Source organism: Pseudomonas sp. NPDC089743, assembly GCF_044748785.1.
Classification (GTDB): Bacteria; Pseudomonadota; Gammaproteobacteria; order Pseudomonadales; family Pseudomonadaceae; genus Aquipseudomonas; species Aquipseudomonas putida_X.
In genome coordinates this window covers 13,468-39,656 of sequence record NZ_JBIVGS010000007.1, presented here as the reverse complement: position 1 = coordinate 39,656, position 26,189 = coordinate 13,468, and the positions used below count along the sequence as shown (strand labels likewise).

The following is a 26,189-nucleotide window of genomic DNA, read 5'->3' as shown; positions in this document are numbered from 1 at the left end:
TCCATTAATCGGCCTGACGACGCAGGAAGGCCGGGATATCCAGGTAATCCAGGTCATCCTGAGGGTTGAGTTTAGCTGCTGCGGCAGCGCCTGCGTGGGCCTGGTTGCGCATCACGGTCGGACGCTCCAGGTCACGGTAATTGACCGCTGGCTGCTCCTGACGAACAGGGGCCGGGTTAGAGGCCTCGTACGCCTGCTGAGCGGTCTGCAGGGTGTTGTCGACCACCTTGACCGGCTTCTCGATGCGCGCGCCCAGGCCAGTGGCCACCACGGTCACGTGCAGCTCATCGCGCATGTCCGGGTCGATCACGGTGCCGACCTTGACCATCGCGTGGTCGGAGGCGAAGGCTTCGATGATGCTACCCACATCGGAGTACTCGCCCAGCGACAGGTCAGGGCCTGCGGTGATGTTCACCAGGATGCCGCGAGCGCCCTGCAGGTTGACGTCTTCGAGCAGCGGGTTGCGGATTGCCGCCTCGGTGGCTTCGCGAGCGCGGTTCGGGCCGCTGGCGCAACCGGTGCCCATCATCGCCATGCCCATCTCACCCATCACGGTGCGCACGTCGGCGAAGTCGACGTTGATCATGCCAGGGCGCTTGATGATGTCGGAAATACCGCGAACGGCACCGGCCAGTACATCGTCAGCCTTGGCAAAGGCGGACAGCAGGCTGGCATCCTTGCCCAGGATGGTCAGCAGCTTCTCGTTGGGAATGGTGATCAGCGAGTCGACGCTCTCGGCCAGCATGCGGATGCCTTCATCGGCGATCTGCATACGTTTGCGACCTTCGAACGGGAACGGACGGGTCACCACGGCAACCGTGAGAATGCCCATTTCCTTCGCCACTTCGGCGATGATCGGCGCCGCACCGGTACCGGTACCGCCGCCCATGCCGGTGGTGATGAACACCATGTTGGTGCCCTGCAGCACCTCGGCGATGCGCTCACGGTCTTCCAGCGCAGCCTGACGGCCGACTTCCGGATTGGCACCGGCACCAAGGCCCTTGGTGACCCCGGTACCCAATTGCAGGATGGTGCGCGCGCCGATGTTTTTCAGCGCCTGAGCATCGGTGTTGGCGCAGATGAACTCCACACCTTCGATGCTGCTCTTGACCATGTGGTTGACGGCGTTGCCGCCGCCACCGCCGACACCGATCACTTTGATGACCGGGCTTTGCGGGACGTTGTCTACGAGCTCGAACATTTTCCCTCTCCTTTCAGTTCTCTAGTTGTCGCGCCTACCACTACTGCTTTGAAACTTAGAAGTTGCCCTGAACCCACCGCTTGAAGCGCTCAAGCACTGGGGCCTTCGGTTCATCGCCATAGCTGTTGCTGCTGCTGTTACCGGTCAGGGGCAGGTCTTCGGACTGCTTCTGCAGGCCGTACGCGAGCAAGCCCACGCCGGTGGAATAGATCGGGTTGCGCACCACGTCGCTCAGCCCCCGAACGCTGTGCGGTACGCCCAGGCGTACCGGCATGTGGAAAATTTCTTCTGCCAGCTCTACGGCGCCTTCCATCTTGGCGGTGCCGCCGGTGAGGACGATGCCGGCCGGCACCAGGTCCTCGTAGCCGCTGCGGCGCAGCTCGGCCTGGATCAGCGTGAAAAGCTCGTCGTAACGAGGCTCCACGACTTCAGCCAAGGCCTGGCGCGACAGTTCGCGCGGTGGGCGGTCGCCCACGCTCGGCACCTTGATGGTCTCGCCGGCGCCGGCCAGTTTGGCCAGGGCGCAGGCGTAACGGATCTTGATTTCTTCGGCGTACTGGGTGGGTGTACGCAGGGCCATGGCGATGTCGTTGGTGACCTGGTCGCCGGCAATCGGGATGACCGCCGTATGGCGGATCGCACCTTCGGTGAAGATGGCGATGTCGGTGGTGCCGCCACCGATGTCCACCAGGCACACGCCGAGCTCTTTCTCATCGTCGGTCAGCACCGAGTAGGCCGAGGCCAGTTGCTCGAGGATGATGTCGTCGATTTCCAGGCCACAACGGCGCACGCATTTCTCGATGTTCTGCGCCGCGTTGACCGCGCAGGTGACCACGTGAACCTTGGCTTCCAGGCGCACACCCGACATGCCCAGCGGCTCTCGCACGCCTTCCTGGTTGTCGATCACGTAGTCTTGCGGCAGGGTGTGCAGCACGCGCTGGTCAGCCGGAATGGCCACGGCCTGTGCAGCGTCCAGCACACGCTCGAGGTCGGCAAGGCTGACCTCACGGTCGCGGATGGCGACGATGCCGTGGGAGTTCAGGCTGCGGATATGGTTACCGGCCACACCGACGAACGCCGAGTGGATGCGGCAACCAGCCATCAGCTGTGCTTCTTCCACTGCGCGCTGGATCGACTGCACGGTGGATTCGATGTTCACCACCACGCCCTTCTTCAGGCCGCGGGAAGGGTGAGTACCGATCCCGACGATCTCCAGGGTACCGTCTTCGCCAACTTCACCCACCAGCGCCACCACCTTGGAGGTGCCAATGTCCAGCCCGACGATCATTTTGCCGCTATGCGCGTTTGCCATGGTCCTGCCTCTCTCTAATTCTTCGCAACGGCGGGTTGGGCCGTCGTCGGTGCGTTCGGTTCCCGCCAACCAACGGCAAGTCCGTTGGCATAACGCAGATCAATGCGGGCAATGTTGGTGATCTGCTCTTTGAGTGTCTTGTCGTAAATGGCAATGAAACGGCGCATTTTCTCCACCAGATGATCGCGCCCCAGCAGCAGCTCGACGCCCTGCCCGGTGCTGCCCGCACCGGTGGTCAGGAACCAGCTGCCACGCTCGCGCAGCTCCAGGCGAGCGATGGAAAAGCCCAGGGGGCGCAGCATCTGGCTCAATACCTGATACTGCTGCATGACTTGCTGCTGGGCACGCTGCGGCCCGGCCAACTGCGGCAGATGCTCATAGTTGGCCAGCTCGCGCGGGGTGAAGGCCTGGCCCTGGTTGTTGAGCAAGGCTTCCTCCCCCCAGCGGGCGACCGGCAACTGTTCTTCCAGGCGAATCACCACCTCGTCCGGCCAAACCCGGCGTACTTCGGCGTGGGCGATCCATGGCATCTGCTCGAGCTCGGCTCGCATCGCTGGCAGGTCGACGCTGAAGAAGCTCGCTGCCACGTATGGCGCGATCCGCTGCTGCACCGACTGTTGGCTGATGTAGCTGAGGTCGCCCTGCACGTCGATCTTGGTGATCGGCCGGTCGGCGTACGGCATCAGGCGAATGGCGCCCTCGTAGGCGCCAAAGCCTGCGGCCACCAGCAACACCGGCCACAGCAGGCGCTTGAGGCCGCCCAGGCTGGGCCGCGGCAGGCGCGCCGATACGGGCTCGTCGGCCACCAGTCGGCTGGCACCACGCGGCACCGGCTTGCTACGGCCGGTAACGGGTTGCTGCTGACGTATCATTGCGCCTTGCATGGTTTGTTAACCTCGCGTCGCTACGCTTTCGGCCAGGATCGCCAGCACCAGCTGCTGGAAGTCCAGGCCGGCCGCGCGGGCCGCCATGGGTACCAGGCTATGATCAGTCATGCCCGGTGCGGTGTTTACTTCGAGCAGCCAGAACCGGCCCTGCTCGTCCTGCATCACGTCCAGACGGCCCCAGCCTTCAATGCCGATGGCATTGCAGGCGCGCGCGGTCAGGTCGATGAGCTCCTGTTCCTTGGCACTGTCCAGCCCGCACGGGATGCGGTACTGGGTGTCATTGGCGATGTATTTGGCGTCGTAGTCGTAGAACACGTGCGGGGTGCCCAAAGCGATCGGCGGCAGCACCTGGCCACGCAGAACGGCGATGGTGAACTCCGGGCCGTGAATCCATTGCTCGACCAGCACCTGAGAATCGTATTTGGCGGCGTCTTGCCAGGCAGCAACCAGTTCCTGCTCGCTGTTCACCTTGGCCATGCCGATGCTAGAGCCTTCATGGGCAGGTTTGACGATAAGCGGGAAGCCCAGTTCCGTACCGGCTGCAACACAATCTTCTACGCTGGCCAGCACGGCATGACGCGGGGTCGGAATGCCCAGGCTTTGCCACACCTGTTTGGTCCGCAGCTTGTCCATGGCCAGGGCCGAGGCGAGGATGCCACTGCCGGTGTAAGGGATACCCAGGCACTCCAGCAGCCCTTGCATGCTGCCATCCTCGCCACCCCGACCGTGCAGGATGATGAAGGCGCGGTCGATCTTCTCGCTTTGCAGGCGGGCCAGCAGGTCGTCGCCCACGTCGATGGCGACCACGTCGACACCGGCGCTGCGCAGCGCCTCGATCACGGCAGCGCCCGACTTGAGCGAGACTTCACGCTCGGCGCTCTTGCCACCGTAGAGGACAGCGACGCGGCCGAACGCCTTGACGTCCAGGGTCGAATGCAGTTTTTCGTAGGCGCTGGTCATTTAGACTTCTCCTGCTTGGCGCCAGCGAACAGCGGGCTTTTCATCAATTGCGGGGCCAGGCCACCGACATCGCCGGCACCCTGGCACAGCAGGATGTCACCGGCACGCAGCAGCGGCTTGACCAGCGGCGCCAGCTCGGCGCCACGTTCGATGTAGATCGGGTCCAGCTTGCCGCGCTGGCGAATGCTATGGCACAGCTGACGGCTGTCGGCACCGGGTATCGGCTCTTCACCGGCCGGGTACACCTCCATCAGCAGCAGCACGTTGGCATCGCCCAGTACCTGCACGAAGTCGTCATACAGGTCACGGGTGCGGCTGTATCGGTGTGGCTGGTAGACGATGACCAGGCGACGGCTTGGCCAGCCACCGCGCACGGCCTTGATCACCGCCGCCACTTCGGTCGGGTGGTGGCCGTAGTCGTCGACCAGCATCACGCTGCCGCCTTCAACCGGCAGTTCGCCGTATACCTGGAACCGTCGGCCAACGCCCTGGAAGCCGGAAAGCCCCTGCACGATGGCTTCGTCGCTGATACCTTCGTCGGTGGCGATGGCAATGGTGGCCAGGGCATTGAGCACGTTGTGGTTGCCCGGCATGTTGACCGACACTTCAAGCGGCTCACGATCACGGCGCAGCACGGTGAAGTGGGTCTGCATGCCCTTCTGGCTGACGTTGATCGCCCGGATGTCGGCCTCTTCGCTGAAACCGTAGGTCACGGTCGGGCGCTTGACCTGCGGCAGGATCTCGCGCACCACAGGGTCGTCCAGGCACATCACGGCCAGGCCATAGAACGGCAGGTTGTGCAGGAACTCGACGAAGGTTTTCTTCAGTTTGTTGAAGTCACCCTCGTAGGTGGCCATGTGGTCGGCGTCGATATTGGTGACCACGGCAACCATCGGCTGCAGGTGCAGGAAGCTGGCGTCGCTTTCGTCGGCTTCGGCGATCAGGTAGCGGCTGGTACCCAACTGCGCATTGGTGCCGGCAGCGGTCAGACGGCCACCGATCACGAAAGTCGGGTCCAGCCCACCTGCGGCAAACACCGAGGCCAGCAGGCTGGTGGTGGTGGTTTTGCCATGGGTGCCGGCAACCGCCACGCCATGGCGATAGCGCATCAGCTCTGCGAGCATTTCGGCACGCGGCACCACCGGGATACGCCGCTCGAGCGCAGTGGCGACTTCCGGGTTGGCCGGGTTGATGGCGCTGGACACCACCAGCACATCGGCATTGGCGGCGTTTTCAGCGCGGTGGCCAACGAAGATCTCGGCACCGAACGACTCCAGGCGCTGGGTAACCGGCGACACCTTGAGGTCCGAGCCGGACACTTCGTAGCCCAGGTTCAGCAGCACTTCAGCAATACCGCACATACCCACGCCGCCGATACCGACGAAGTGGATGCGATGAATGCGGCCCATCTTTGGCTGGGGCATGGCTTTCTGGCTTTCAACCATGGGCCACCTCCAGGCAGATATCGACCACGGTGCTGGTTGCGGATGGTTTGGCAAGGCTCCTTGCGGTGCGTGCCATGGTGTTGAGTTTCTCGGGTTGCATCAGCACCTCGTTCAGGCGTTCAGCGAGTTGCGCTGCGCCAGTTGTCGCTTGTGGCATGAGGAAGGCAGCGCCTTCCCGAGCCAGATATTGGGCGTTATGGGTCTGGTGGTCGTCGATGGCATGGGGCAAAGGCACCAGCATCGAAGGCAGGCCGGCCGCCGCGAGTTCGCTGACGGTCAGGGCACCGGCCCGGCACACCACCAGGTCAGCCCAGCCGTAGGCGTGGGCCATGTCCTTGATGAACGGCTCTACCTGAGCCTCGACACCCGCTTCTTGATAGCGCTCGGCGGTGATCGGCGCGTGGTGCTTGCCGGCCTGATGGAACACCTCGGGCCGCAGGTCAGCGGGCACCTCGGACAGGGCCTTAGGCAACAATTTGTTCAATGGTTCCGCACCCAGGCTGCCACCCATGACCAGCAGGCGGGCACGGCGCTCGCCCAAGGGCGCACGCTGCGCGTCCATGAACAGCTCGGGGCGCACCGGGTTGCCGGTGGTACGCAGCTTGTCGCCCGCTTCGAAGGTGCCTGGGAAAGCCTCGCAAACGCGTGCCGACAACGGCACCAGCAAGCGATTGGCGGTACCGGCGCGGGCGTTCTGTTCGTGAATCACCAGCGGCACACCGCACAGGCGCGCGGCGACGCCGCCAGGGCCGGTCACATAGCCACCGAAGCCGATCACGCAGACCGGCTTGAGCTGGCCAATGATCCGCCGCGCTTGAAGCACGGCCTTGACCAGGGTGAACGGCGCCTTGAGCAGCGACAGCTTGCCCTTGCCACGCAAACCGCTGACCTGGATCTGGTGCAGCGACAAGCCGGCCTGAGGGACCAGTTCATTCTCGATGCCACGGGGGGTGCCCAGCCAGTGCACGGTATAGCCGCGCGCCTGGAACTCACGTGCGCAGGCCAGGGCCGGGAACACATGGCCCCCAGTGCCGCCCGCCATGATCAGTACGTTTTTGCCGTCAGCGGCCATGACTGGTCTCCTCGGCAAAATCGCTTTCGCTGAATTCGTGCTCCTCGCTGCCCAGGTGCGTGCGGCTTTCCCATTCGATACGCAGCAACAGACCGACGCAGGCACAGCAGATCACCAGGGAACTGCCCCCGTAACTGAGGAAAGGCAAGGTCAGGCCCTTGGTCGGCAGCAAGCCGACGTTCACGCCAATGTTGATCAGGAACTGGCCAATCCACAGGAATGCCAGGCCAAATGCCATGTAGGCGGCAAAGTACTGCTTGGCCTTTTCAGCCCATAGGCCGATATAGAGCGCGCGAACGGTCACGAATACGAACAGCGCGATGGTCACCAGCGAACCGACCACGCCCAACTCCTCGGCCAGTACCGAGAACACGAAGTCAGTGTGCGCCTCAGGCAGGTAGAACTGCTTTTGCACACTGTTGCCCAGCCCTACGCCCAGCCACTCGCCGCGGCCGAAAGCGATCAGTGCCTGGGTCAACTGGTAGCCAGAGCCGAACTGGTCGGACCAGGGGTCGGTAAAGGTGATCAGGCGCGCCATCCGGTACGGCTGCGCCTGCACCAGTACGAATACGGCGACCACCGCCAGCGCCACCATCAGGCTGAAGCGGAACAACCCTACGCCGCCGAGGAACAGCATGGCCGCAGCAGCGCCCATCATGACCACGGTGGCACCGAAGTCCGGTTCCATCAGCAGCAGGCCGGCCATTGGCAGCAGCACGATGAACGGTTTGAAAAAGCCCATCCAGCTTTCGCGTACTTCGGTCTGCCGACGTACCAGGTAGCCGGCGAGATAAATGACCACGAAGACCTTGGCGATCTCCGAAGGCTGGACGTTGAAGAAGCTGAAGCCTATCCAGCGCATCGAGCCGTTCACCTCACGACCGATGCCAGGCACCAGCACCAGTACCAGCAGGCCAAAGGCGCCCACCAGCATCATGAAGCCCATGCGCTGCCATGTGGCGATCGGTACCAGCAGCGTCGCACCACAGGCGACAAGGCCAATGGCCACATAAACCAGATGGCGGTACATGTGGTACAGCGGGTTACCTGACTGTGCTGCGGCCACTTCCGACGACGCCGAAGTGATCATCACCAGGCCCAGGCCCAGCAGCGCCAGGCAGCCAGCCAGGAAGGCGAAGTCGAGGTCGATGCCACGGCCACTGACCAGCGGCGACGGGTACGGCTTGAGGATGCCGAAGATCATGCCAGCCCTCCCGCCGCCTGGGCGAACAGCCGCCCGCGTTCTTCAAAGTTCTTGAACATGTCCAGGCTGGCACACGCCGGCGACAGCAACACGGCGTCCCCCGGCAGGGCCAGCTCGGCGCATTGCTGCACGGCTTCGTCCAGCGTCTTGACCCGCACCTGCGGCACGGCATCACCCAGCGCTTCGGCCAAGCGCTGCGCATCGCGACCGAGCAGCACAACGGCGCGGCACATGCGGGCTACCGGTTCACGCAAGGCGGCAAAATCGGCACCCTTGCCGTCGCCACCGGCGATCAGCACAAGCTTGCCGTCGATATCCGCGCCCAGGCCTTCGATGGCGGCCAGGGCCGCGCCGACGTTGGTCGCCTTGGAATCGTCGTACCAGTTCACACCGTTGCGCGCACGCACCCACTGGCAACGATGAGGCAGGCCGCCGAATTCGCGCAGGGCCTCGAGCATCGGCTCGAACGGCAGACCGGCAGCATGCCCCAGAGCCAGGGCCGCCAATGCGTTGCTCTGGTTGTGGGCACCACGCACTTTCAGCTCACGGGCCGGCAGCAATGCCTGGAACTCGAAAGCCAGGTACTTCTCACCCTCGACTTCACGCAGGCCGAAACCCTTGAAGTCCGGCTGATTCAGGCCAAAGCTCCAGCACGGGCGCCCTTCGACCGGCAACGGCCGGCTCAGGGCATCCTGGCGGTTGACCACCACCTGGCGCGCGCCACGGAATATCCGGTGCTTGGCCAGGTGATAGGCAGGCAGGCCGCTGTAGCGGTCCATGTGGTCTTCGCTGATGTTCAGCACGGTGGCCACTTCGGCATTGAGCTGGTCGGTGGTTTCCAGCTGGAAGCTGGACAGTTCCATGACATACAGCTCGATGTCATCGCTGAGCAGGTCCAGGGCAGGAGTCCCCAGGTTGCCGCCGACGGCCACGCGCTTGCCGGCCTTGACGGCCATCTCGCCGACCAGGGTGGTCACCGTGCTTTTCGCATTGGAGCCACTGATCGCCACGATCGGCGCCTTGGCATGGCGGGCGAACAGTTCGATGTCACCGGACAGCTTCACGCCACGCGTCGCCGCCTGCTGCAGGGCCGGCGTGGCCAGTGCCAGGCCGGGGCTCACGTACAGTTCGTTGGCGCGGCACAGGAAATCCACGTCCAGTTCACCACAGCGTACTTCCACCTGCGGGTAATCACGGCGCAGGGTGTCCAGTTCCGGCGGTTGCTCGCGGGTGTCGGCGACCGCAAAGGCAATGCCCTGGTTCGCCAGGAAGCGAACCAGGGACATGCCGCTCTTGCCGAGGCCGACAACGATGCGGAATTGGTCGGAAGCGATCAGTGACACGCTCGTCTACCTCAGTTTCAGGGTTGCAAGGCCGATCAGCACCAGAATCACGGTGATGATCCAGAAACGGACAATCACCCGCGGCTCAGGCCAGCCCTTGAGTTCAAAATGGTGGTGGATCGGTGCCATACGGAACACGCGCTTGCCGGTCAGCTTGAAGGAGGCGACCTGGATCACCACCGACAGGGTTTCCATCACGAAGATGCCGCCCATGATGAACAGCACGATTTCCTGGCGCACGATCACGGCGATGGTGCCCAGTGCGGCGCCCAGCGCCAGCGCACCGACGTCGCCCATGAACACCTGGGCCGGATAGGTGTTGAACCACAGGAAGCCCAGGCCGGCGCCGATCAGCGCGCCGCAGAACACGATGAGTTCACCCGAGCCCGGTACATAAGGAATGAGCAAGTACTCAGCGAACTTCACGTTACCCGACAGGTAGCAGAAGATGCCCAGCGCACCGCCGACCATTACCGTCGGCATGATCGCCAGGCCATCGAGGCCATCGGTCAGGTTGACCGCATTGCTGGAGCCGACGATGACGAAGTAGGTCAGGATGACGAAGCCGATGCCCAGCGGGATGGTGACATCCTTGAGGAATGGCACGATCAGGGTGGTTTCGACAGTGGTGGGAGCCGTCTGGTACAGGAAGATCGCCGCCGTCAGGCCGAACACCGACTGCCAGAAGTACTTCCAGCGGCTAGGCAGGCCGCGCGAGTTCTTTTCGATCACCTTGCGGTAGTCGTCGACCCAGCCGATGGCGCCGAACAGCAGTGTGACGATCAGTACCGTCCACACATAGCGATTGGACAGGTCGGCCCACAGCAGGGTGCTGATGCCAATGGCAGACAGGATCAAGGCACCACCCATGGTTGGCGTGCCGGATTTGGACAAGTGCGATTGCGGGCCGTCATTACGGACGGCCTGACCGATCTGGCGGATCTGCAGGGTACGGATCATCCACGGGCCCAGCCACAGCGCCAGCGACAGCGCGGTCAGTACGCCAAGGATCCCGCGCAGGGACAGGTACTGGAAGACCGCGAAGCCTTTGTGGAACTGTTGCAGATACTCAGCCAACAGCAGCAGCATTAATGTTTCTCCCCGCTGGCACCGCACAGTGCAGCCACGACGTTTTCCATCGCAGCGCTGCGCGAGCCCTTGATCAAGATAGTGGTATTGCTGGCAGTTTCGGCGCGAACGGCCTCGATCAGCTCAGCTTGCGTTGCGAAATGACGGCCATTGGCGCCGAACGCCTTGACCGCATGTGTCATGTTGGTACCCACTGCATACAGGGCATCGACCTTGCCGCGAGCGTAATCGCCCACCTGATGGTGACCTTCTTGCGCCCACTGCCCCAGCTCGCCGATATCCCCCAGCACCAGAACGGTGCGCCCGGAAAAGCCGGCGAGTATATCAATGGCCGCGCACATCGAGGTGGGATTTGCGTTGTAACTGTCATCGATCACGCGCACGCCACTGGGGGCGATTTGCGCCACGGTACGGCCCTTGACCGGCTGCATGGCGTTAAGGCCCGCGGCAATGCCGCTCAGGGTCAGACCAACGGCATGCGCGGCGGCGGCAGCGGCCAGGGCGTTGCTGACGTTATGCTCACCGAGCACATTGAGCTGCACGGCCACCGATGCACCGGCGCCGTGCAGTGTGAACGACGGGCAACCCCGCGCGTCGCGACCGATGTCGGTGGCATGGAAGTCGGCGCGGGCGTCGCTGCGGGCAAAACTGATAACCTTGTGGGCACCCGCGCGCGCCTTCCAGATGGCAAAGGCCTTGTCGTCCAGATTGAGGATGGCAGTGCCGCCCTCGCCCAGCCCTTCGAGAATCTCGCCCTTGGCTTCAACGATCTTCTCTGGCCCGCCGAACTCGCCGACGTGGGCTGTACCGGCATTGTTGATGATGACTACCTGTGGCTGGGTGAGGCCCACGGTGTAGCGGATCTCGCCAATGCGCGAAGCGCCCAGCTCGATGACGGCGGCGCTGTGTTGGGGAGCAATTTCCAGCAGGGTCAGCGGTGCACCCAGGTCGTTGTTCAGGTTGCCACGGGTGGCATGAACAGGGCCACGGGTACGCAGGATGCAGGCAAGCATCTCTTTGACCGTGGTCTTGCCACTGGAGCCGGTGATGGCGACCACCGGCTTGTCGTAGCTGGCACGGTTCAGCGCACCGAGCTGGCCAAGGGCCAGACGGCAGTCGGCGACCACCAGCTGCGGCAAGTCGACATCGGTCACTTCACGCTCCACCAGCGCTGCCACGGCGCCCTTGGCCTGCACATCGGCCAAGTAGTCGTGGCCGTCGAAACGCGGCCCCACCAGGGCGACGAACAACTGCCCGGCGCCGACGCTGCGGCTGTCGATGCTGACACCGCTGAAGCTGGCGTCGGCGCCGACCAGGCGAGCGCTCAGCGCTGCGGTCAGCTGGCTGAGTGTCATGGGCTTAAGCATGTGGAGCCTCCCAGGCTGCAAGTGCCTTTTCGGCTTCGACCAAGTCAGAGAAATCATGGCGTTGGCCATTGATCTCCTGGTAATCCTCATGCCCCTTGCCTGCCAGGACGATGACGTCCGAAGCGGCAGCAGAAGCGATCAGGTGTGCGATGGCCTCGCTGCGGCCCGCGACGAACTCGACGTCGGCGGGGCGGACAAAACCGGGGCGAATGTCGTTGAAGATCGCCTGTGGGTCTTCGGTACGAGGGTTATCGTCAGTGACCAGTACACGATCAGCCAGGCGCTCGGCCACTTCGGCCATCAGCGGACGCTTGCCACGATCGCGATCGCCACCACAACCGAACAGGCACAGCAACTGGCCGTGGGCGTGCGGGCGCAGGGCTTGGAGTACCTGCTCCAGGGCGTCAGGGGTGTGCGCGTAATCGACCACCACCAACGGCTTCTGACCGCCGCCAAGACGCTGCATGCGCCCCACCGGGCCTTTCAACTGCGCGGTGACCTTGAGGATTTCGTCCAGCGAATAATCCAGAGCGAGCAAGGTCGCCACGGCCCCGAGCATGTTGCTCAGGTTGAAACGGCCCAGCAGCTGGCTGCGCAAGGTACGCTCACCCTGGGCGGTGACGATGATGGCCCGTACGCCATCGTCATCGAACCTGGCTTCACGGCAATACAAAGAAGCGTCGGGGTTTTCCAGGCTGTAGCTGAGCAGACGGGTCTCGATATGGTCGACACTCGGACGACGGGCAAAATCAGCCGCCAGACGACGGCCGAAACCGTCATCCAGGTTGACCACCTGGCAACGCAGGCTAGGCCAGGCGAAAAGCTTGGCCTTCGCGGCCTCGTAGGCCTCCATGCTGCCGTGATAGTCCAGATGATCACGGGACAGGTTGGTCATCACCGCGATATCGAATTCCAGCGCGGCGACACGCCCCTGTTCCAGGGCATGCGAGGATACTTCCATCGCCACGGCCTTGGCCCCGGCCTTTTTCAGGTCGTACAGCGTCGACTGCACCGCAATCGGATCTGGCGTGGTCAGCCGGCCGCTCTGCAACTCACCATAAAATCCGGTACCCAGGGTACCGATCAGGCCGCACCGTTGGCCAAGCGCATCTAGCGCCTGGGCCACCAGTTGAGTGACGCTGGTCTTGCCGTTGGTACCGGTAACCCCGACCAGGTTCAGCTGACGGCTCGGCTCGCCGTAGAAGCGGCCGGCAATATCCGACAGCTGGGCGATCAGGCCTTTGACCGGGATCAGCGGCACATCGGTGATCGGCAGCACATGGGTGCCCTGCTGTTCGTAGGCGACCGCAGCGGCACCGCGGGCCAGCGCGTCGCTGATATGGTCACGGCCATCGACCTTGGCGCCCGGCACGGCCAGGAACAGGTCACCTGCGCGCACAGCACGGCTGTCCAGGGTCAGCTCACGGATCAGCGGGTCGCGACTGGCGTGGGCGAAAAGCTTGCTCAGTGGCATTGTCATCATCCACGCCCTCCCTTGGCGGGTGCTGCATTGACTTGTTGCGGGTCGGCAGGCGGTGGCAGGTTGTCTGGCGGCACGTTCATCAGCCGCAGGGTGCCCGACATGACATTGCTGAATACCGGCGCCGATACCAGGCCACCGAAATAACCGCCTTTCCTCGGCTCGTCGATGACCACGACAATGGCGTAACGCGGGTCGCTCATCGGACCGAAGCCGGCGAACAGCGAGCGGTAGGCGTTTTCGGTGTAGCCCTTGGAGCCCACTGTGGCTTTCCGCGCGGTACCAGACTTGCCGCCCACGTGATAGAACGGCACCTGGGCGCGGAACACCCCACGCGGCGCCTCGATCACTTGCTGCAACATGCCTTGCACGGTTTTGGCGGTGTCCTTTGGAATGGCCTGGACTGCCTCCGGGACCTTGTCGACCTTGAGGATCGACAGCGGCACCATCTTCCCGTCGTTGGCCAGCGCCGCATAGGCATGCACCAGCTGCAAGGCGGTAACCGAGACGCCGTAGCCATAGGACAAGGTCGCGGTTTCGGCCTTGCGCCACTCACGATGGTTGGGCAGGTTGCCAACCCGCTCGCCCGGGAACCCAAGGCCGGTGTACTGGCCAAGGCCGACCTGGGACATGACCCGGTAGATGGCTTCGCCGCCGATATCGAAGGCGATCTTGCTCATGCCCACGTTACTGGAGTTGATCAGGATGCCGGTCAGGTCGAGGATCGGACCCTCGCTCCTGGACACGTCCCTGATGGTGTAGCGGCCGATCTGCAGGCTGCCCGGGTAGACTTCGACCTTGTCGGTGGGCTTCCAGCGCCCACTCTCCAATGCGGCGCTCATGGAGATCGGCTTGACCGTGGAGCCTGGCTCGAACACGTCAATGATCGCCCGGTTACGCATCGCCGACGGGAACATGGTGCGGCGGTTGTTGGGGTTGTAGGTCGGCTGATTGACCATCGCCAGGACCTCACCGGTCTTGACGTCCATGATCACCAGGCTGCCGGCCTTGGCATCCTGCTCGGCGATTGCGTTACGCAGCTCGCGCGTGGCCAGGTATTGCAGGCGCAGGTCGATGGACAACGCCAAGGTCTTGCCGGCCTTGGCGTTCTTGGTTACCTGAATGTCCTTGATCAAGCGGCCACGCCGGTCCTTGATCACTTGCCGCTTGCCGGGCACCCCGGCCAGCCACTCATCGTAGGCCAGCTCTACCCCTTCGCGGCCATGGTCATCCAGGTCAGTGAAACCGACCATGTGAGCGGTGACATCACCGGCGGGATAGAAGCGGCGGAATTCTTCGAGGCCGTATACACCCGGCACTTTCAGGTCGAGCACATGCTGCCCCTGCTCCGGGGTCAGGCCGCGGACCAGGTAGATGAATTCTTTGCTGGCCTGCTGGGTCAGGCGCTCGCTCAGCTGCTGGGCGTTCTGCCCCAATGCGGCGGCCAGTTGCGGCCAGCGGTCCTTGGACGCTTGCATTTCCTTGGGGTTGGCCCACAAGGTGGTGACAGGCGTACTGACGGCCAAGGGCTCACCATTACGGTCGGTAATCAGACCTCGGTGTGCCGGAATAGGAATATGACGCAGGCTGCGGGCATCGCCCTGGCCCTTGAGGAAGTCACGGTCGACCACCTGCAAGTCGATGATGCGCCAGCAGATGGCGCCGACCATCAACGCCAGCAGGCCGATCACCACGCGGAAGCGCCAGGGGTAGAGTGCACCTTCGAGCTTCATCATGGCGCCACCATCCGTACTTCGTCGGCGGCAGGCACGTGCATCTTCAGTTGCTCGGAAGCCAGGTTCTCGATGCGGCTGGCAGCGGTCCAGGTGCTTTGTTCGAGGATCAACCGGCCCCACTCGGCCTGGGCCTTGTCGCGCTCATTCAACTCGCCGTACAGGGTGTTGAGCAACTGGCGATTCCAATGGGCGCTGTACGACACGGCAATGGCCGAAACAAGCACGCCAACGAACAACAGAAGCATCAGGAAGCTTCCGCCTGGCAAAGGCTTGGCAAATAGCCGGCTCACCGAAGCTTCTCCGCCACCCGCATCACGGCGCTGCGCGACCGCGGGTTGGCCTTGAGCTCGGCTTCGGAAGCAAACTGAGCCTTGCCGATCAGACGGATTTTCGGCTCGAAGGCCTTGTGCTGAACCGGCAGGTTGCGCGGCAGGTTGTCCGCTTCACCCTTGACCAGTTTGCGCATGAACAGCTTGACGATACGGTCTTCCAGCGAATGGAAGCTGATCACCGCCAGACGGCCGCCGACTTCCAGCGCATCGAGTGCAGCCTCAAGGCCGGCCTCAAGATCGCCCAGTTCGTTGTTGACGTGAATGCGCAGGCCCTGGAAGGCACGGGTTGCCGGGTTCTTGCCCTTTTCCCAGGCAGGGTTGGCGACCTTGAGCACTTCGGCCAGGTCCGCAGTCCGGGTGAACGGCTGCTTTTCGCGGCGCTCTACCACGGCGCGCGCCATGCGGCCGGCAAAACGCTCCTCGCCATACTCTTTGAAAACGCGGGCAATTTCCTCGACCGGCGCGGTGGCGATGAACTCGGCAGCGCTGATGCCCTGGTCGGGGTTCATGCGCATATCCAGCGGGCCGTCATTGAGGAAACTGAAGCCCCGCTCGGGGTCGTCCAGCTGGGGCGAGGACACGCCCAGATCGAGCAGGATACCGCTGACCTTGCCAGCCAGGCCTCGCTCGGCCACTTCAGCGCCCAGTTCGGCAAAACTGCGCTGCACAATGACAAAGCGGCCGTCTTCGGCCGCCAGCGCTTGCCCCGTGGCAATCGCTTGAGGATCTTTGTCGAAGCCCAGCAGCCGACCATCCGGCCCGAGCTTGCTGAGGATCAGACGGCTGTGCCCGCCGCGGCCGAAGGTGCCGTCGAGATAGCAACCGTCGGCGCGCAGGGCCAATGCCTCGACAGCTTCGTCGAGCAGGACGGTGATGTGGTTGAAGCCGCTATCTATGGTCACAGGATCAGGTCACGTAAATCGTCGGGCATGGCGCCCGGTTGTTGGATAGCTGCAAGGTCGGCTGCCGAAACTGCGTTCCAGGCATCCTCATCCCACAGCTGGAATTTGTTCAGCTGCCCCACCAGCATCGCCTTCTTGTCCAGCTTGGCGTACTCCCGCAGGCGGGGCGGCACCAGGAAACGGCCACTGCCGTCGAGCTCCAGGTCAACCGCATTACCGATCAGCAAACGCTGCAGGCGGCGGTTTTCCTCACGCAACGACGGCAAGGCACGCAACTTGGCTTCAATCTGTTCCCACTCATCGAGGGGGTAAACGCACAAGCAGGGGTCGACGGCGTCGATGGTCACGATCAGCTGACCATTGCAACGCGAATCGAGCTCGTCACGGTACCGGCTCGGCATGGCGAGACGGCCCTTGGCATCGAGGCTGACGGCGTTGGCTCCGCGGAACACGGCTGCGATTCCCCACAATGGTAGCTTTTTTGTGCCAGAAAACCCACTTCATCCCACTTTCTGCCACTTGCGCACACTATAGGAATCCGTCCGCTGCACCGTCAAGGCGCGTTCATACGGAAAACCCTTACAGGACCGAGATTTAGCTCAATAAAGGAAGGAGGAAGGACTACAGAGGGTAAAAAAAAGCGTGAAAAATCAAACCCACTCAAACGGATACCGTTTGAACTTAAAGTGATTTATGAAGAGTAAGATCTTTTCGGTATTACAAACACGCTCTGCCATCGATCAAGCAGAAGGGAGGAGAGGTGGAGAGTCGATCTGTAAGCCGGGTTTTGTCGAGGACAGTCATTCCTCTACGACGGCCATCACTGGACGCCTCTAGCAACCTACCCGGTTCCGACGCGGGCCACGCCTGATGGAACCCTATTTGGTCTTGCTCCGAGTGGGGTTTACCTAGCCACGAACTGTTGCCAGACGTGCGGTGCGCTCTTACCGCACCTTTTCACCCTTACCGGCACCGAAGTGCTTAGGCGGTTATTTTCTGTGGCACTTTCCGTAGGCTCGCGCCTCCCAGGCGTTACCTGGCACTCTGCCCTATGGAGCCCGGACTTTCCTCCCCCCGCCGTTACGCAACAAAAGTTGCGGAACCAAAGCGGGCAGCGACTGTCCGATCGACTCTCCGGCGCCAAGGTTAACGGCAGCTGCGCTCAAGAACAAGCAATACCGCAATTATATCAAAGCGCCACTACTGCGCTTTCTGCTTTTCCAGTGCCGCCTGATACAACAGGTTCTTGCGCACGCCGGTTATCTCCGCCGCCAGGGCCGCCGCACGCTTGAGCGGCAATTCGGCCAAAAGCAGGTCCAGTACACGCTGCGCCTGGACGCTGATCGCCGCCTCACCCTCCGGCGCACTCCAGCCACCGACCAACACCACGCACTCGCCGCGCTGCTGGTTACTGTCACCCGCCACGAACTCGCGCAGTTCCCCGAGCGGCAAGCCTTTGAGGGTCTCGAAGGTTTTGGTCAGCTCACGCGCGAGCAACGCCGGGCGCTCGGCACCGAACACCAGCGCCATGTCCTCCAGACACTCGAGAATGCGATGGGGCGCCTCGTAGAAAATCAAGGTACGCGGCTCTTCCTTCACCTGTTCGAGCCGGGCACGGCGGCCTGCGCTTTTGGCGGGGAGGAAGCCTTCGAAAATGAACCGATCAGAGGGCAGCCCGGCCGCCGAAAGCGCGGCAATCAGCGCACAGGCGCCAGGCACAGGCACCACATCGACGCCGGCGGCTCGCGCCTGGCGCACCAGGTGGTAACCAGGGTCGGAAATCAATGGCGTACCGGCATCGGAAACCAGCGCCACATCTTCACCGGCCAGAAGCTTGGTGATGAAACGCCCGCCTTCGTCCCGTTCATTGTGCTCGTGACAGGCTGCCAGCGGCGTATCGATGCCGAAATGCTGCAGCAGGCGGATCGAGTGCCGGGTGTCCTCGGCGGCGATCAGGGCGACGTTAGCCAACACCTTCAACGCCCTGGCGCTCATGTCGTCGAGGTTGCCAATGGGGGTCGCGACCACGTACAGCGTCCCCACGGTGGATTTCGAAGCCCCTGCCACATCAGTCACTGCGCACACCTGCCTTTCGGATCAAAGGCGCCATTGTAGCCCGAGCGCCGGTAACAGGGCGCAAAGAACTTCACCAGCAGCCACCTCAGGCACACCTATAGTGAAGGTTCGCGTTCAGCAACATCGCGCCCCGGCCAACGCTTGGGTACAATTGCCGGCCAACTTGATCGAGTAACAGGACCTTTACATGATCGCTTGCCTGCGGCTGCTCACAGCCCTCTGCCTCGCTGCCTTGCTGGCAGCCTGCGCCAGCTCGCCCTCATCCAGCCTCGGAGAGCTGCCACGCACGCCGGACGCCAGCATCGAGCAACTGCTCGAAAAAGCGGCGGCCAGCACGTCTGCCGAAGATGCCGCCCTGCTGCGCCTGAGCGCTGCCGACCTGGCATACAAGCAGAAGGACTACCCGCGCGCGGCACGCATTCTCGAGCAGGTCCCCATGGATACGCTCAAGCCTGCCCAGCAGATCTTCGCCGCCACACTGGGCGCCGAACTGGCCATGAGCCGCAACCAGCCCAAAGCCGCCCTCAGCGCCTTGTCGCACCCCAGCCTGCAGCACCTCGGCCAATTGCCGGCAGAGCAGCAGGTGCGCACGTATAGCGTCCACGCCGCCGCCCTGGAAGCCGACGGTCAAGCCCTGGCCGCTGCGCAACAGCGCGTGATGCTGGCCCCACTGCTCAGCGGCCAGGCTGCCGCCGCCAACAATGACGCGATCTGGTCCTTGGTCGCCTCGCTGCCGGCAGAGCAACTGCAGCAGCCCGCTGGCGACCAGACCCTGGCCGGTTGGACCCGCCTGGCCCTGGCCGTGAAAAGCGCAGGCACGCTGGAGCAGCAGCAGGCCGCGATCGAGACCTGGCGCCAGCAACACCCAGACCATCCCGCGGCACTGCAGCTGCCATCGGCCTTGGTCAAGCTCAAGGAGCTGGCAAGCCAGCCGCTGACCAAGATCGGCCTGCTGCTACCCCAGGAAGGCCCGCTTGCCGGTGTCGCCCGCGCCCTGCGTGACGGCTTCATGGCCGCGCACTTCCAGGCCCAGCAGGCGGGCCAGCAAGCGCCGGCCGTACAGGTGTATGACAGCTCACGCATCGGCTCGCTGGATGACTTCTATCGCCAGGCCCAGGCCGATGGCGTGCAACTGGTAGTCGGCCCGCTGGAAAAAGCACTGGTCAAGAAACTGGCCGCCAACGCCCAGCTGCCCATCACCACCCTCGCCCTGAATTACGCTGACGCCGGCCAGACCGCCCCGCCACAACTTTTCCAGTTCGGCCTGGCTGCTGAGGACGAAGCCCGCGAAGTGTCGCGCCGCGCCCGCGCCGATGGCATGGTTCGCGCGGTGGCCCTGGTGCCGAGCGGTGAATGGGGCGACCGCGTGCTTGCCGCGTTCCGCCAGGATTGGGAAGGCAATGGCGGCACCATCCTCGCCGCCGAACGCATCGCCCAGCCAGTTGCCCTGGCCCAACAGATCGCCAATCTGTTCCAACTGCGCCAGAGCGAAGGCCGCGCACAGAGCCTGCAGAGCACGGTGGGCGGCACCATTGCTGCGCAACCCTCGCGCCGCCAGGACATCGACTTCATCTTCCTCGCCTCGACCCCGCAACAGGCGCAGCAGATCAAGCCAACCCTGAACTTCCAGTACGCTGGCGACGTTCCGGTCTATGCCACCTCGAACCTGTACAGCGCCAGCGGTGACGTCAACCAGTACAAGGACATGAACGGCATCCGTTTCTGCGAAACCCCGTGGCTGCTCGACACCACCAACAGCCTGCGTCAGCAGGTGATCCAGCAGTGGCCACAAGCCGCTGGCAGCCTGGGCCGTCTGTATGCCATGGGTGTAGACGCCTATAGCCTGGCGCCCCGCCTGGGCCAGCTCAAAGCGCTGCCGGATAACCGTGTACAGGGCCTGTCGGGCAGCCTGAGCATGAACGCCAGCCAGCGTATCGAGCGCCAGCTGCCGTGGGCTGAATTCTCGGGCGGCCAGGTCAAGCGCCTGCCCGATACCCTCCGCTGATGCCCCAAGCATCGCCAACCAGCGCCGGCCATGCCGCAGAAAACCAAGCCCTTGAATTTCTTCAAGGGCAAGGCCTGCAACTGCTGACGCGTAATTGGCGATGCAAAGGTGGCGAGCTTGATCTGGTCATGCTCGACACCGATACAGTAGTATTCGTCGAAGTCCGCTATCGGTTGCACGCGGGCTTCGGTGGCGCCCTCGGCAGTATCGACGGGCGCAAGCAGAAGCGACTGGTGCATGCCGCCAGCCTTTTTCTGCTGAAGGAGTCTTGCTGGGCCAACCACCCGTGCCGCTTCGATGTTGTCGCCTTGCAGGGTAGCCACCACGCAGGCAGGCCGCTTCAATGGCTGAAAAACGCCTTCGAATGCTGAACCCACTCCCCTTTTATTGCTCTATGTTTCGCGGGCTGGTCCCTGTTGCGTGTAGCAAAGGCCACCGCCCCACTTAAGGTCACCAGATGGACATGCAATCCCGAATTCGCCGGCTGTTCCAGGCCAGCATCGATACCAAGCAACAGGCAATGGACATCCTGGCACCGCACATCGAGCAGGCCAGCCTGGTCATGGTCAATGCGCTGCTCAACGAGGGCAAGATGCTCGCCTGCGGCAACGGCGGCTCGGCCGGCGACGCCCAGCATTTTTCGTCGGAACTCCTCAACCGCTTTGAGCGTGAGCGTCCGAGCCTGCCGGCGATCGCCCTGACCACCGACAGCTCGACACTGACCTCGATTGCCAACGACTACAGCTACAACGAAATCTTCTCCAAGCAGATTCGCGCCCTCGGCCAGCCCGGCGACGTGCTGCTGGCGATTTCGACCAGCGGCAACTCGGCAAACGTGATTCAAGCGATCCAGGCGGCACATGATCGCGAAATGATTGTCGTAGCATTGACCGGGCGTGACGGTGGCGGCATGGCTTCGCTGCTGTTGCCCGAGGACGTGGAGATCCGCGTACCCTCGACGGTCACTGCACGCATCCAGGAAGTCCACCTGCTGGCGATCCACTGCCTGTGTGATCTGATCGACAGCCAACTGTTCGGGAGTGAAGAATGATCCCCAAGCGCCTCGGCCTGATGGCCCTGACCCTGTGCCTGAGCCTCACCGGCTGCAGCTCGGTACTGACCTCGACCCGCAATTCGCCTATCGAGGATGATCGCGGCACTCGCACCATCGGCAGCAAGATCGATGACTCGCTGATCGAAACCAAGGCCTCGGTAAACATCGCGAAAGCCAGCCCTGATCTGGACGAAGGCTCACACATCGTCGTCAGCAGCTACAACGGCATTGTCCTGCTCGCCGGCCAAACCCCGCGCGCCGACCTCAAGAGCCTGGCCGAGCAGACCGCCAGCCAGGTGCAGCGGGTCAAGCGGGTGCATAACGAGCTGCAGGTAATGCAACCCTCCTCGATCCTTGCACGCAATAACGACGCCTGGCTGACCACCAAGATCAAGACCCAGATGCTCACCGACAATGCCGTGCCCAGCTCGCGCATCAAAGTGATCACCGAGAACGGTATCGTCTACCTGCTCGGCCTGGTTACTCAACAGGAAGCAAACGCAGCCACCGCTGTGGTACAGGGCGTGTCGGGCGTGCAAAAGATCGTCAAGCTGTTCGAGTACATCGACTGACACCCTTGCCTGCACCGGCCCTTGGGCACTGGTACAGGCAACCTGATCGCTCTACCTTCGCAACTTCAGGAAACACCGTATGAAAAAGCTTCTGCTGCCCGCCCTACTGATCGGCGCCTTCGCCACCCTGGCCGGCTGCTCCACCCCTAGCCTGATTACCCTGAACGACGGTCGCGAGTTCCAGACCGTTGACGAGCCGACGTTCGATCAGGAGTCCGGCTTCTACGAATTCCAGCAGCTCGACGGTAAACAGACCCGCGTTAACCGTGACCAGATCCGCACCATCAGCGACCTGTAACCGTCACCGCGCAGCAAAGAAAAAGGCGACCCTGACGGATCGCCTTTTTTCGTTACTTGACCACCTTCAGGCTCGGCCGACCAGTCGGACGCGGCGGCTGGCCACCCCCTTCCGGCGGGCCGTCGTCGTCCGGCTCGACACCCTCATCTTCCGGCTCTTCACCGTCCATCAACGGAGGCTCCAGCTCGAAGACCATGCCTTGGCCGTTCTCGCGGGCATATATGCCCAAAATTGCGCCGACCGGCACGAACAACGAGTGGGCAACACCACCGAAGCGCCCTTCGAAGCTCACCGCATCGTTGTCCATGTGCAGGCTGCGCACGGCACTTGGGGAGATGTTCAGGACGATCTGGCCGTCACTGGCGAAACCTTGCGGCACCTGGACTGCCGGGTATTCGGCATTGACCAGCATATGGGGCGTGCAATCGTTGTCGACGATCCACTCGTACAGTGCTCGAACCAGATAGGGGCGACTGGAGTTCATCAACGGCTCCTTAAAGCTTGCGCATTTCACGTTCAACGGAAGACAGGCTCGCCAGGAAAGGCTCGCGGGCGAACTGTCGCTCCATGTAATCCAGCAGCGGCTTTGCTTGCCGCGGCAATTCGATACCCAGTACCGGCAAACGCCAGAGTATGGGCAATAGACAACAATCGACCAGGCTTTGCTCATCGCTCATGAAGCAAGCGAACTCATTGAACAAGGGCGAGACGCCCGTCAGGCTCTCACGCAGCGCCTTGCGCGCCTCGGCACGGGCGGCATCACTGCTGCGCGAGTCGAGCACGGTATCGGCCAGCACGCACCAATCACGCTGAATGCGATGCATCAACAAGCGGCTGTTACCACGCGCCACCGGATACACCGGCATCAGCGGCGGATGCGGATAACGCTCCTCGAGGTACTCCATCACCACGGTCGATTCATACAACGCCAGGTCGCGATCGACCAGGGTCGGCACGCTGCCGTAAGGGTTCACTTCACCCAGCTTGGGTGGCAGACGACCGGGATCGACGTCGATGATCTGCACGCTGACACCTTTCTCGGCGAGAACCAGGCGTACCCGATGAGAATAATGATCAGCGGGGTCGGAATAGCAGGCTAACCTGATGGTCGCGCCCATGTAGCGCCTCCTCGCATGGGGATGCTTGTGAAACTGCAAATGCAAACGCGCCCTGGAGGCCCCTTCGCTTAGACGAGGGGGCGCCCAGGGCGCGTTCAACTACCAGAAACTACTGCGTGATCAGTGCACGTCCTTCCAGTATTCGCGCTTGAGCAAGTAGGCGAACACGAAGAAGAAGGCCAGGTACAGCAACACATAGGTGCCGATGCGCTGGCTTTCCAGTTTGACCGGGTTGGCCGAATAGGCCAGGAAGGTCACCAGGTTCTTGACCTTCTCGTCGAACTGCTCAGGCGTCAGGGTACCGGAATTCGGCGTGATGGTCAGCTGGTCACACGCTTCATGGGTCAAAGGGCTGCCGGTCAAGGGGTCGAATTGCTTCTTGCCATCGACCACCCTCTGCACCTGCTTGCACCCGATCACCTGGTTACCCTGCAGCCCGACCAGCACATTGGGCATGCCGACATTCGGGAATACCTTGTTGTTGACCCCATAAGGCCGCGATTTGTCCTCATAGAAGCTGCGCAGGTAGGTGTACAGCCAATCGGTACCCCGCACCCGGGCAACCAGGGTCAGGTCAGGCGGCGCAGCACCGAACCAGGTCTTGGCATCATCGGGCTTCATGCCGATGTTCATGTGGTCGCCGATCTTGGCCCCGGTGAACACCAGTTTCTCGAGCATCAGCTCATGGGGTATTCCCAAGTCATCGGCTACGCGCTCGTAACGCTGGAACTTGGCGCTGTGGCAACCCATGCAATAGTTGGCGAAAGTGCGCGCACCATCCTGCATCGCAGCCTTGTCCGTCAGGTCGATATCGACTTTGTCCAGCTCCAGCCCCGGTCCGGCAGCAAAGGTAAAGGCAGGCATCACTGCCAGCAAAAATACTGCAATCAACTTTTTCATCAGCCAGTCACCCTTTCCGGAACCGGTTTGGTCTTCTCAAGCCTTGTGTAGAACGGCATCAACAGGAAGTAGGCGAAGTACAGCACGGTGCACACCTGCGACAGCAGCGTGCGGCCTGGGGTAGGTGCCAGCACCCCCAAAATGCCGAGGATGACGAAGGAAATGCAGAACACCAGCAGGAAGACCTTGCTGATCCAGCCCTTGTAGCGCATTGAGCGTACCGGGCTCCGGTCGAGCCAAGGCAACACGAACAGCACGGCGATCGCGGCCCCCATGGCGATTACGCCCATGAGCTTGTCGGGCACCGCACGCAAAATCGCGTAGAACGGCGTGAAGTACCAGACCGGCGCGATATGCTCGGGCGTCTTGAACGCATTGGCCTGTTCGAAGTTGGGTTTTTCCAGGAAGTAGCCGCCCATTTCTGGGAAGAAGAACACTACCGCACAGAAGACGAACAGGAACACCACCACGCCGACGATGTCTTTGACGGTGTAGTACGGGTGGAACGGAATACCATCCAGCGGGATACCGTTTTCGTCCTTTTTCTTCTTGATATCGACCCCGTCCGGGTTGTTCGAGCCCACCTCGTGCAAGGCGAGGATGTGCAACACGACCAGCCCGAGAATGACGATCGGCAGGGCTACTACGTGCAGCGCAAAGAAGCGGTTGAGGGTGATGCCAGAAATCAGGTAGTCACCGCGGATCCACTGGGTGAGGTCGTCGCCGATCACCGGGATTGCACCGAACAGCGAGATGATCACCTGGGCTCCCCAGTACGACATCTGCCCCCAAGGCAGCAGATAGCCCATGAAGGCCTCGGCCATCAGCGCCAGGTAGATCAGCATACCGAACAGCCAGACCAGCTCCCGTGGCTTTTGGTAGGAGCCATAGAGCAGGCCACGGAACATGTGCAGGTAGACCACCACGAAGAACGCCGAAGCGCCGGTGGAGTGCAAATAGCGCAAGATCCAGCCGTATTCCACGTCCCGCATGATGTACTCGACGGACGCGAAGGCCTCTTCCGCCGAGGGCGTGAAACTCATGGTCAGCCATACACCGGTGACGATCTGGTTGACCAGCACCAACAGGGCCAGCGAGCCGAAGAAATACAGGAAATTGAAGTTCTTGGGCGCGTAATACTTGCTCAGGTGATCTTCCCACATCTTGGTGGCGGGGAAGCGAGCATCAATCCAGTCCATGAACTTGCTCATCATGCTTTCTCCTGGTCGACGCCGATGACGACGATGTCATCCGACTCGTAAGAGTGCGGTGGCACTGGCAGGTTGAGAGGTGCTGGCTGCGATTTGTAGACACGCCCGGCCAAGTCGTAGTGGGAACCGTGGCAGGGGCAGAAGTAGCCCCCCACCCATTTCGGCCCAAGGTCGGCGGGCGCGACTTCCGGGCGGAAGGTCGGCGAGCAGCCAAGGTGGGTGCACAGGCCTACGAGAATGAGGATTTCCGGCTTGATCGAGCGCACCTGGGGATCCACGTACTCCGGCTGCACCGAGGCCTTCGATTCAGGGTCGGCGAGCTCGGCCGTGACCTTCTTGAGGTTCCCCAGGATCTCGTCCGTTCGCCGCACGATGAACACTGGCTGACCGCGCCACTCCGCCACCATCTGCTGCCCAGGTTCAACCTTGGCGATGTTGACCTTCACCGGTGCACCAGCCGCCTTCGCCTTGGCACTGGGAAACCATGACCCTACGAACGGTACCGCAGCCCCCACTGCCCCCGCTGCCCCGACCACGGATGTCGCGGCTACGAGGAAGCGGCGCCGGCCTGCGTTGACGCCGTCATTGCTCATTCAGTCCTCTCCCATCAGCTTGCTTGGCCTGT

The 26,189-nt window shown here is 62.6% G+C and carries 26 protein-coding genes and 1 other RNA gene; 5 read left to right on the top strand and 22 right to left on the bottom strand.

The window, feature by feature from the left end; translation table 11 throughout:
* Positions 1 to 4: 4 nt before the first annotated feature.
* The 17 genes from ftsZ to rsmI form a co-directional block, all read right to left on the bottom strand.
* Positions 5 to 1,201 (bottom strand): cell division protein FtsZ, encoded by a 1,197-nt coding sequence (gene ftsZ, locus ACIPZC_RS14430; RefSeq protein WP_003251871.1) that lies wholly within the window; start codon positions 1,199 to 1,201, stop codon positions 5 to 7.
* Between the two features lie 55 nt (positions 1,202 to 1,256).
* Positions 1,257 to 2,513, bottom strand: coding sequence for a cell division protein FtsA (gene ftsA / locus ACIPZC_RS14425; protein WP_012312872.1), 1,257 nt, complete (start codon positions 2,511 to 2,513; stop codon positions 1,257 to 1,259).
* A 14-nt stretch (positions 2,514 to 2,527) separates the two neighbouring features.
* Positions 2,528 to 3,397: a cell division protein FtsQ/DivIB gene (locus ACIPZC_RS14420; RefSeq protein WP_241804720.1), complete on the bottom strand. Its 870-nt coding sequence runs from the start codon at positions 3,395 to 3,397 to the stop codon at positions 2,528 to 2,530.
* 6 nt (positions 3,398 to 3,403) lie between these two features.
* Complete coding sequence (locus tag ACIPZC_RS14415) at positions 3,404 to 4,360, bottom strand: D-alanine--D-alanine ligase (protein ID WP_400627621.1); 957 nt, start codon at positions 4,358 to 4,360, stop codon at positions 3,404 to 3,406.
* Positions 4,357 to 5,805, bottom strand: a complete 1,449-nt coding sequence (murC, locus tag ACIPZC_RS14410) for a UDP-N-acetylmuramate--L-alanine ligase (protein ID WP_046784854.1) — start codon at positions 5,803 to 5,805, stop codon at positions 4,357 to 4,359. Before murC ends, ACIPZC_RS14415 begins: the two co-directional genes overlap by 4 nt.
* Positions 5,798 to 6,877 (bottom strand): undecaprenyldiphospho-muramoylpentapeptide beta-N-acetylglucosaminyltransferase, encoded by a 1,080-nt coding sequence (murG, locus tag ACIPZC_RS14405; RefSeq protein ID WP_349976489.1) that lies wholly within the window; start codon positions 6,875 to 6,877, stop codon positions 5,798 to 5,800. Before murG ends, murC begins: the two co-directional genes overlap by 8 nt.
* The gene (gene ftsW / locus ACIPZC_RS14400) at positions 6,867 to 8,081 is read right to left on the bottom strand and encodes a putative lipid II flippase FtsW (protein WP_277818126.1); all 1,215 of its coding nucleotides are present in this window, start codon (positions 8,079 to 8,081) and stop codon (positions 6,867 to 6,869) included. Before ftsW ends, murG begins: the two co-directional genes overlap by 11 nt.
* Positions 8,078 to 9,424, bottom strand: coding sequence for a UDP-N-acetylmuramoyl-L-alanine--D-glutamate ligase (gene murD / locus ACIPZC_RS14395; protein ID WP_400627617.1), 1,347 nt, complete (start codon positions 9,422 to 9,424; stop codon positions 8,078 to 8,080). Before murD ends, ftsW begins: the two co-directional genes overlap by 4 nt.
* A 6-nt stretch (positions 9,425 to 9,430) precedes the next feature.
* On the bottom strand, positions 9,431 to 10,513 hold the full coding sequence (gene mraY / locus ACIPZC_RS14390) for a phospho-N-acetylmuramoyl-pentapeptide-transferase (RefSeq protein ID WP_241804716.1): 1,083 nt from the start codon (positions 10,511 to 10,513) through the stop codon (positions 9,431 to 9,433).
* Positions 10,513 to 11,880, bottom strand: a complete 1,368-nt coding sequence (murF, locus tag ACIPZC_RS14385; RefSeq protein WP_400627615.1) for a UDP-N-acetylmuramoyl-tripeptide--D-alanyl-D-alanine ligase — start codon at positions 11,878 to 11,880, stop codon at positions 10,513 to 10,515. Before murF ends, mraY begins: the two co-directional genes overlap by 1 nt.
* Positions 11,873 to 13,363 (bottom strand): UDP-N-acetylmuramoyl-L-alanyl-D-glutamate--2,6-diaminopimelate ligase, encoded by a 1,491-nt coding sequence (locus tag ACIPZC_RS14380; RefSeq protein WP_400627613.1) that lies wholly within the window; start codon positions 13,361 to 13,363, stop codon positions 11,873 to 11,875. The genes murF and ACIPZC_RS14380 overlap by 8 nt, the downstream gene beginning before the upstream one ends.
* Positions 13,360 to 15,093, bottom strand: coding sequence for a penicillin-binding protein 2 (locus ACIPZC_RS14375; protein ID WP_241804926.1), 1,734 nt, complete (start codon positions 15,091 to 15,093; stop codon positions 13,360 to 13,362). The genes ACIPZC_RS14380 and ACIPZC_RS14375 overlap by 4 nt, the downstream gene beginning before the upstream one ends.
* Positions 15,093 to 15,386 carry a cell division protein FtsL gene (gene ftsL / locus ACIPZC_RS14370; protein ID WP_012312861.1) on the bottom strand — a complete coding sequence of 98 codons (294 nt, stop codon included), beginning with the start codon at positions 15,384 to 15,386 and terminating at the stop codon, positions 15,093 to 15,095. The genes ACIPZC_RS14375 and ftsL overlap by 1 nt, the downstream gene beginning before the upstream one ends.
* Positions 15,383 to 16,330, bottom strand: coding sequence for a 16S rRNA (cytosine(1402)-N(4))-methyltransferase RsmH (gene rsmH / locus ACIPZC_RS14365; RefSeq protein ID WP_372490406.1), 948 nt, complete (start codon positions 16,328 to 16,330; stop codon positions 15,383 to 15,385). Before rsmH ends, ftsL begins: the two co-directional genes overlap by 4 nt.
* Positions 16,327 to 16,782 carry a division/cell wall cluster transcriptional repressor MraZ gene (gene mraZ / locus ACIPZC_RS14360; protein ID WP_011535546.1) on the bottom strand — a complete coding sequence of 152 codons (456 nt, stop codon included), beginning with the start codon at positions 16,780 to 16,782 and terminating at the stop codon, positions 16,327 to 16,329. The genes rsmH and mraZ overlap by 4 nt, the downstream gene beginning before the upstream one ends.
* A 308-nt stretch (positions 16,783 to 17,090) precedes the next feature.
* Positions 17,091 to 17,464, bottom strand: an RNA gene (gene rnpB, locus ACIPZC_RS14355) — RNase P RNA component class A.
* A 66-nt stretch (positions 17,465 to 17,530) separates the two neighbouring features.
* Positions 17,531 to 18,406 (bottom strand): 16S rRNA (cytidine(1402)-2'-O)-methyltransferase, encoded by an 876-nt coding sequence (gene rsmI / locus ACIPZC_RS14350; RefSeq protein ID WP_347269619.1) that lies wholly within the window; start codon positions 18,404 to 18,406, stop codon positions 17,531 to 17,533.
* Between the two features lie 187 nt (positions 18,407 to 18,593).
* Between rsmI and ACIPZC_RS14345 the strand changes: the two genes are divergently transcribed.
* The 5 genes from ACIPZC_RS14345 to ACIPZC_RS14325 all read left to right on the top strand — a co-directional run bounded on the left by ACIPZC_RS14345 (position 18,594) and on the right by ACIPZC_RS14325 (position 22,335).
* Positions 18,594 to 20,411 (top strand): penicillin-binding protein activator, encoded by a 1,818-nt coding sequence (locus ACIPZC_RS14345; RefSeq protein WP_400627609.1) that lies wholly within the window; start codon positions 18,594 to 18,596, stop codon positions 20,409 to 20,411.
* Positions 20,411 to 20,782: a YraN family protein gene (locus ACIPZC_RS14340; protein WP_039605078.1), complete on the top strand. Its 372-nt coding sequence runs from the start codon at positions 20,411 to 20,413 to the stop codon at positions 20,780 to 20,782. Before ACIPZC_RS14345 ends, ACIPZC_RS14340 begins: the two co-directional genes overlap by 1 nt.
* Before the next feature lie 86 nt (positions 20,783 to 20,868).
* Positions 20,869 to 21,462, top strand: a complete 594-nt coding sequence (locus tag ACIPZC_RS14335) for a phosphoheptose isomerase (RefSeq protein ID WP_008097558.1) — start codon at positions 20,869 to 20,871, stop codon at positions 21,460 to 21,462.
* Positions 21,459 to 22,037: a BON domain-containing protein gene (locus ACIPZC_RS14330; protein ID WP_400627608.1), complete on the top strand. Its 579-nt coding sequence runs from the start codon at positions 21,459 to 21,461 to the stop codon at positions 22,035 to 22,037. The genes ACIPZC_RS14335 and ACIPZC_RS14330 overlap by 4 nt, the downstream gene beginning before the upstream one ends.
* 79 nt (positions 22,038 to 22,116) lie before the next feature.
* Positions 22,117 to 22,335 carry a YgdI/YgdR family lipoprotein gene (locus ACIPZC_RS14325; protein ID WP_241804709.1) on the top strand — a complete coding sequence of 73 codons (219 nt, stop codon included), beginning with the start codon at positions 22,117 to 22,119 and terminating at the stop codon, positions 22,333 to 22,335.
* A 52-nt stretch (positions 22,336 to 22,387) separates the two neighbouring features.
* Here the strand turns inward: ACIPZC_RS14325 and ACIPZC_RS14320 are convergent, their stop codons facing one another.
* The 5 genes from ACIPZC_RS14320 to petA all read right to left on the bottom strand — a co-directional run bounded on the left by ACIPZC_RS14320 (position 22,388) and on the right by petA (position 26,157).
* A complete protein-coding gene (locus ACIPZC_RS14320) occupies positions 22,388 to 22,819 on the bottom strand; it encodes a ClpXP protease specificity-enhancing factor (protein WP_267821138.1) in 432 nt (143 codons plus the stop codon).
* A gap of 10 nt (positions 22,820 to 22,829) precedes the next feature.
* Positions 22,830 to 23,453, bottom strand: a complete 624-nt coding sequence (locus ACIPZC_RS14315; protein WP_241804707.1) for a glutathione S-transferase N-terminal domain-containing protein — start codon at positions 23,451 to 23,453, stop codon at positions 22,830 to 22,832.
* A gap of 120 nt (positions 23,454 to 23,573) precedes the next feature.
* Complete coding sequence (locus ACIPZC_RS14310) at positions 23,574 to 24,353, bottom strand: cytochrome c1 (RefSeq protein WP_267821134.1); 780 nt, start codon at positions 24,351 to 24,353, stop codon at positions 23,574 to 23,576.
* Complete coding sequence (locus tag ACIPZC_RS14305; protein ID WP_241804923.1) at positions 24,353 to 25,564, bottom strand: cytochrome bc complex cytochrome b subunit; 1,212 nt, start codon at positions 25,562 to 25,564, stop codon at positions 24,353 to 24,355. The genes ACIPZC_RS14310 and ACIPZC_RS14305 overlap by 1 nt, the downstream gene beginning before the upstream one ends.
* Positions 25,564 to 26,157, bottom strand: a complete 594-nt coding sequence (gene petA, locus ACIPZC_RS14300; protein WP_039604011.1) for a ubiquinol-cytochrome c reductase iron-sulfur subunit — start codon at positions 26,155 to 26,157, stop codon at positions 25,564 to 25,566. Before petA ends, ACIPZC_RS14305 begins: the two co-directional genes overlap by 1 nt.
* Positions 26,158 to 26,189 lie beyond the last annotated feature (32 nt).

What these genes read in the sequence shown, in the direction of transcription:
- ACIPZC_RS14415 (WP_400627621.1), bottom strand. Translation starts at nt 4,360, where the DNA reads ATGACCAGCGCCTACGAAAAACTGCATTCGACCCTGGACGTCAAGGCG.
- murF (WP_400627615.1), bottom strand. Translation starts at nt 11,880, where the DNA reads ATGCTTAAGCCCATGACACTCAGCCAGCTGACCGCAGCGCTGAGCGCT.
- ACIPZC_RS14320 (WP_267821138.1), bottom strand. Translation starts at nt 22,819, where the DNA reads ATGAACTCCAGTCGCCCCTATCTGGTTCGAGCACTGTACGAGTGGATC.
- ACIPZC_RS14330 (WP_400627608.1), top strand. Translation starts at nt 21,459, where the DNA reads ATGATCCCCAAGCGCCTCGGCCTGATGGCCCTGACCCTGTGCCTGAGC.
- ftsZ (WP_003251871.1), bottom strand. Translation starts at nt 1,201, where the DNA reads ATGTTCGAGCTCGTAGACAACGTCCCGCAAAGCCCGGTCATCAAAGTG.
- ACIPZC_RS14340 (WP_039605078.1), top strand. Translation starts at nt 20,411, where the DNA reads ATGCCCCAAGCATCGCCAACCAGCGCCGGCCATGCCGCAGAAAACCAA.
- ACIPZC_RS14305 (WP_241804923.1), bottom strand. Translation starts at nt 25,564, where the DNA reads ATGAGCAAGTTCATGGACTGGATTGATGCTCGCTTCCCCGCCACCAAG.
- ACIPZC_RS14335 (WP_008097558.1), top strand. Translation starts at nt 20,869, where the DNA reads ATGGACATGCAATCCCGAATTCGCCGGCTGTTCCAGGCCAGCATCGAT.
- murG (WP_349976489.1), bottom strand. Translation starts at nt 6,877, where the DNA reads ATGGCCGCTGACGGCAAAAACGTACTGATCATGGCGGGCGGCACTGGG.
- ftsA (WP_012312872.1), bottom strand. Translation starts at nt 2,513, where the DNA reads ATGGCAAACGCGCATAGCGGCAAAATGATCGTCGGGCTGGACATTGGC.
- murC (WP_046784854.1), bottom strand. Translation starts at nt 5,805, where the DNA reads ATGGTTGAAAGCCAGAAAGCCATGCCCCAGCCAAAGATGGGCCGCATT.
- ACIPZC_RS14380 (WP_400627613.1), bottom strand. Translation starts at nt 13,363, where the DNA reads ATGATGACAATGCCACTGAGCAAGCTTTTCGCCCACGCCAGTCGCGAC.
- ftsW (WP_277818126.1), bottom strand. Translation starts at nt 8,081, where the DNA reads ATGATCTTCGGCATCCTCAAGCCGTACCCGTCGCCGCTGGTCAGTGGC.
- ACIPZC_RS14315 (WP_241804707.1), bottom strand. Translation starts at nt 23,453, where the DNA reads ATGGGCGCGACCATCAGGTTAGCCTGCTATTCCGACCCCGCTGATCAT.
- mraY (WP_241804716.1), bottom strand. Translation starts at nt 10,513, where the DNA reads ATGCTGCTGCTGTTGGCTGAGTATCTGCAACAGTTCCACAAAGGCTTC.
- ACIPZC_RS14310 (WP_267821134.1), bottom strand. Translation starts at nt 24,353, where the DNA reads ATGAAAAAGTTGATTGCAGTATTTTTGCTGGCAGTGATGCCTGCCTTT.
- ACIPZC_RS14420 (WP_241804720.1), bottom strand. Translation starts at nt 3,397, where the DNA reads ATGCAAGGCGCAATGATACGTCAGCAGCAACCCGTTACCGGCCGTAGC.
- ACIPZC_RS14325 (WP_241804709.1), top strand. Translation starts at nt 22,117, where the DNA reads ATGAAAAAGCTTCTGCTGCCCGCCCTACTGATCGGCGCCTTCGCCACC.
- ACIPZC_RS14345 (WP_400627609.1), top strand. Translation starts at nt 18,594, where the DNA reads ATGATCGCTTGCCTGCGGCTGCTCACAGCCCTCTGCCTCGCTGCCTTG.
- petA (WP_039604011.1), bottom strand. Translation starts at nt 26,157, where the DNA reads ATGAGCAATGACGGCGTCAACGCAGGCCGGCGCCGCTTCCTCGTAGCC.
- ACIPZC_RS14375 (WP_241804926.1), bottom strand. Translation starts at nt 15,093, where the DNA reads ATGAAGCTCGAAGGTGCACTCTACCCCTGGCGCTTCCGCGTGGTGATC.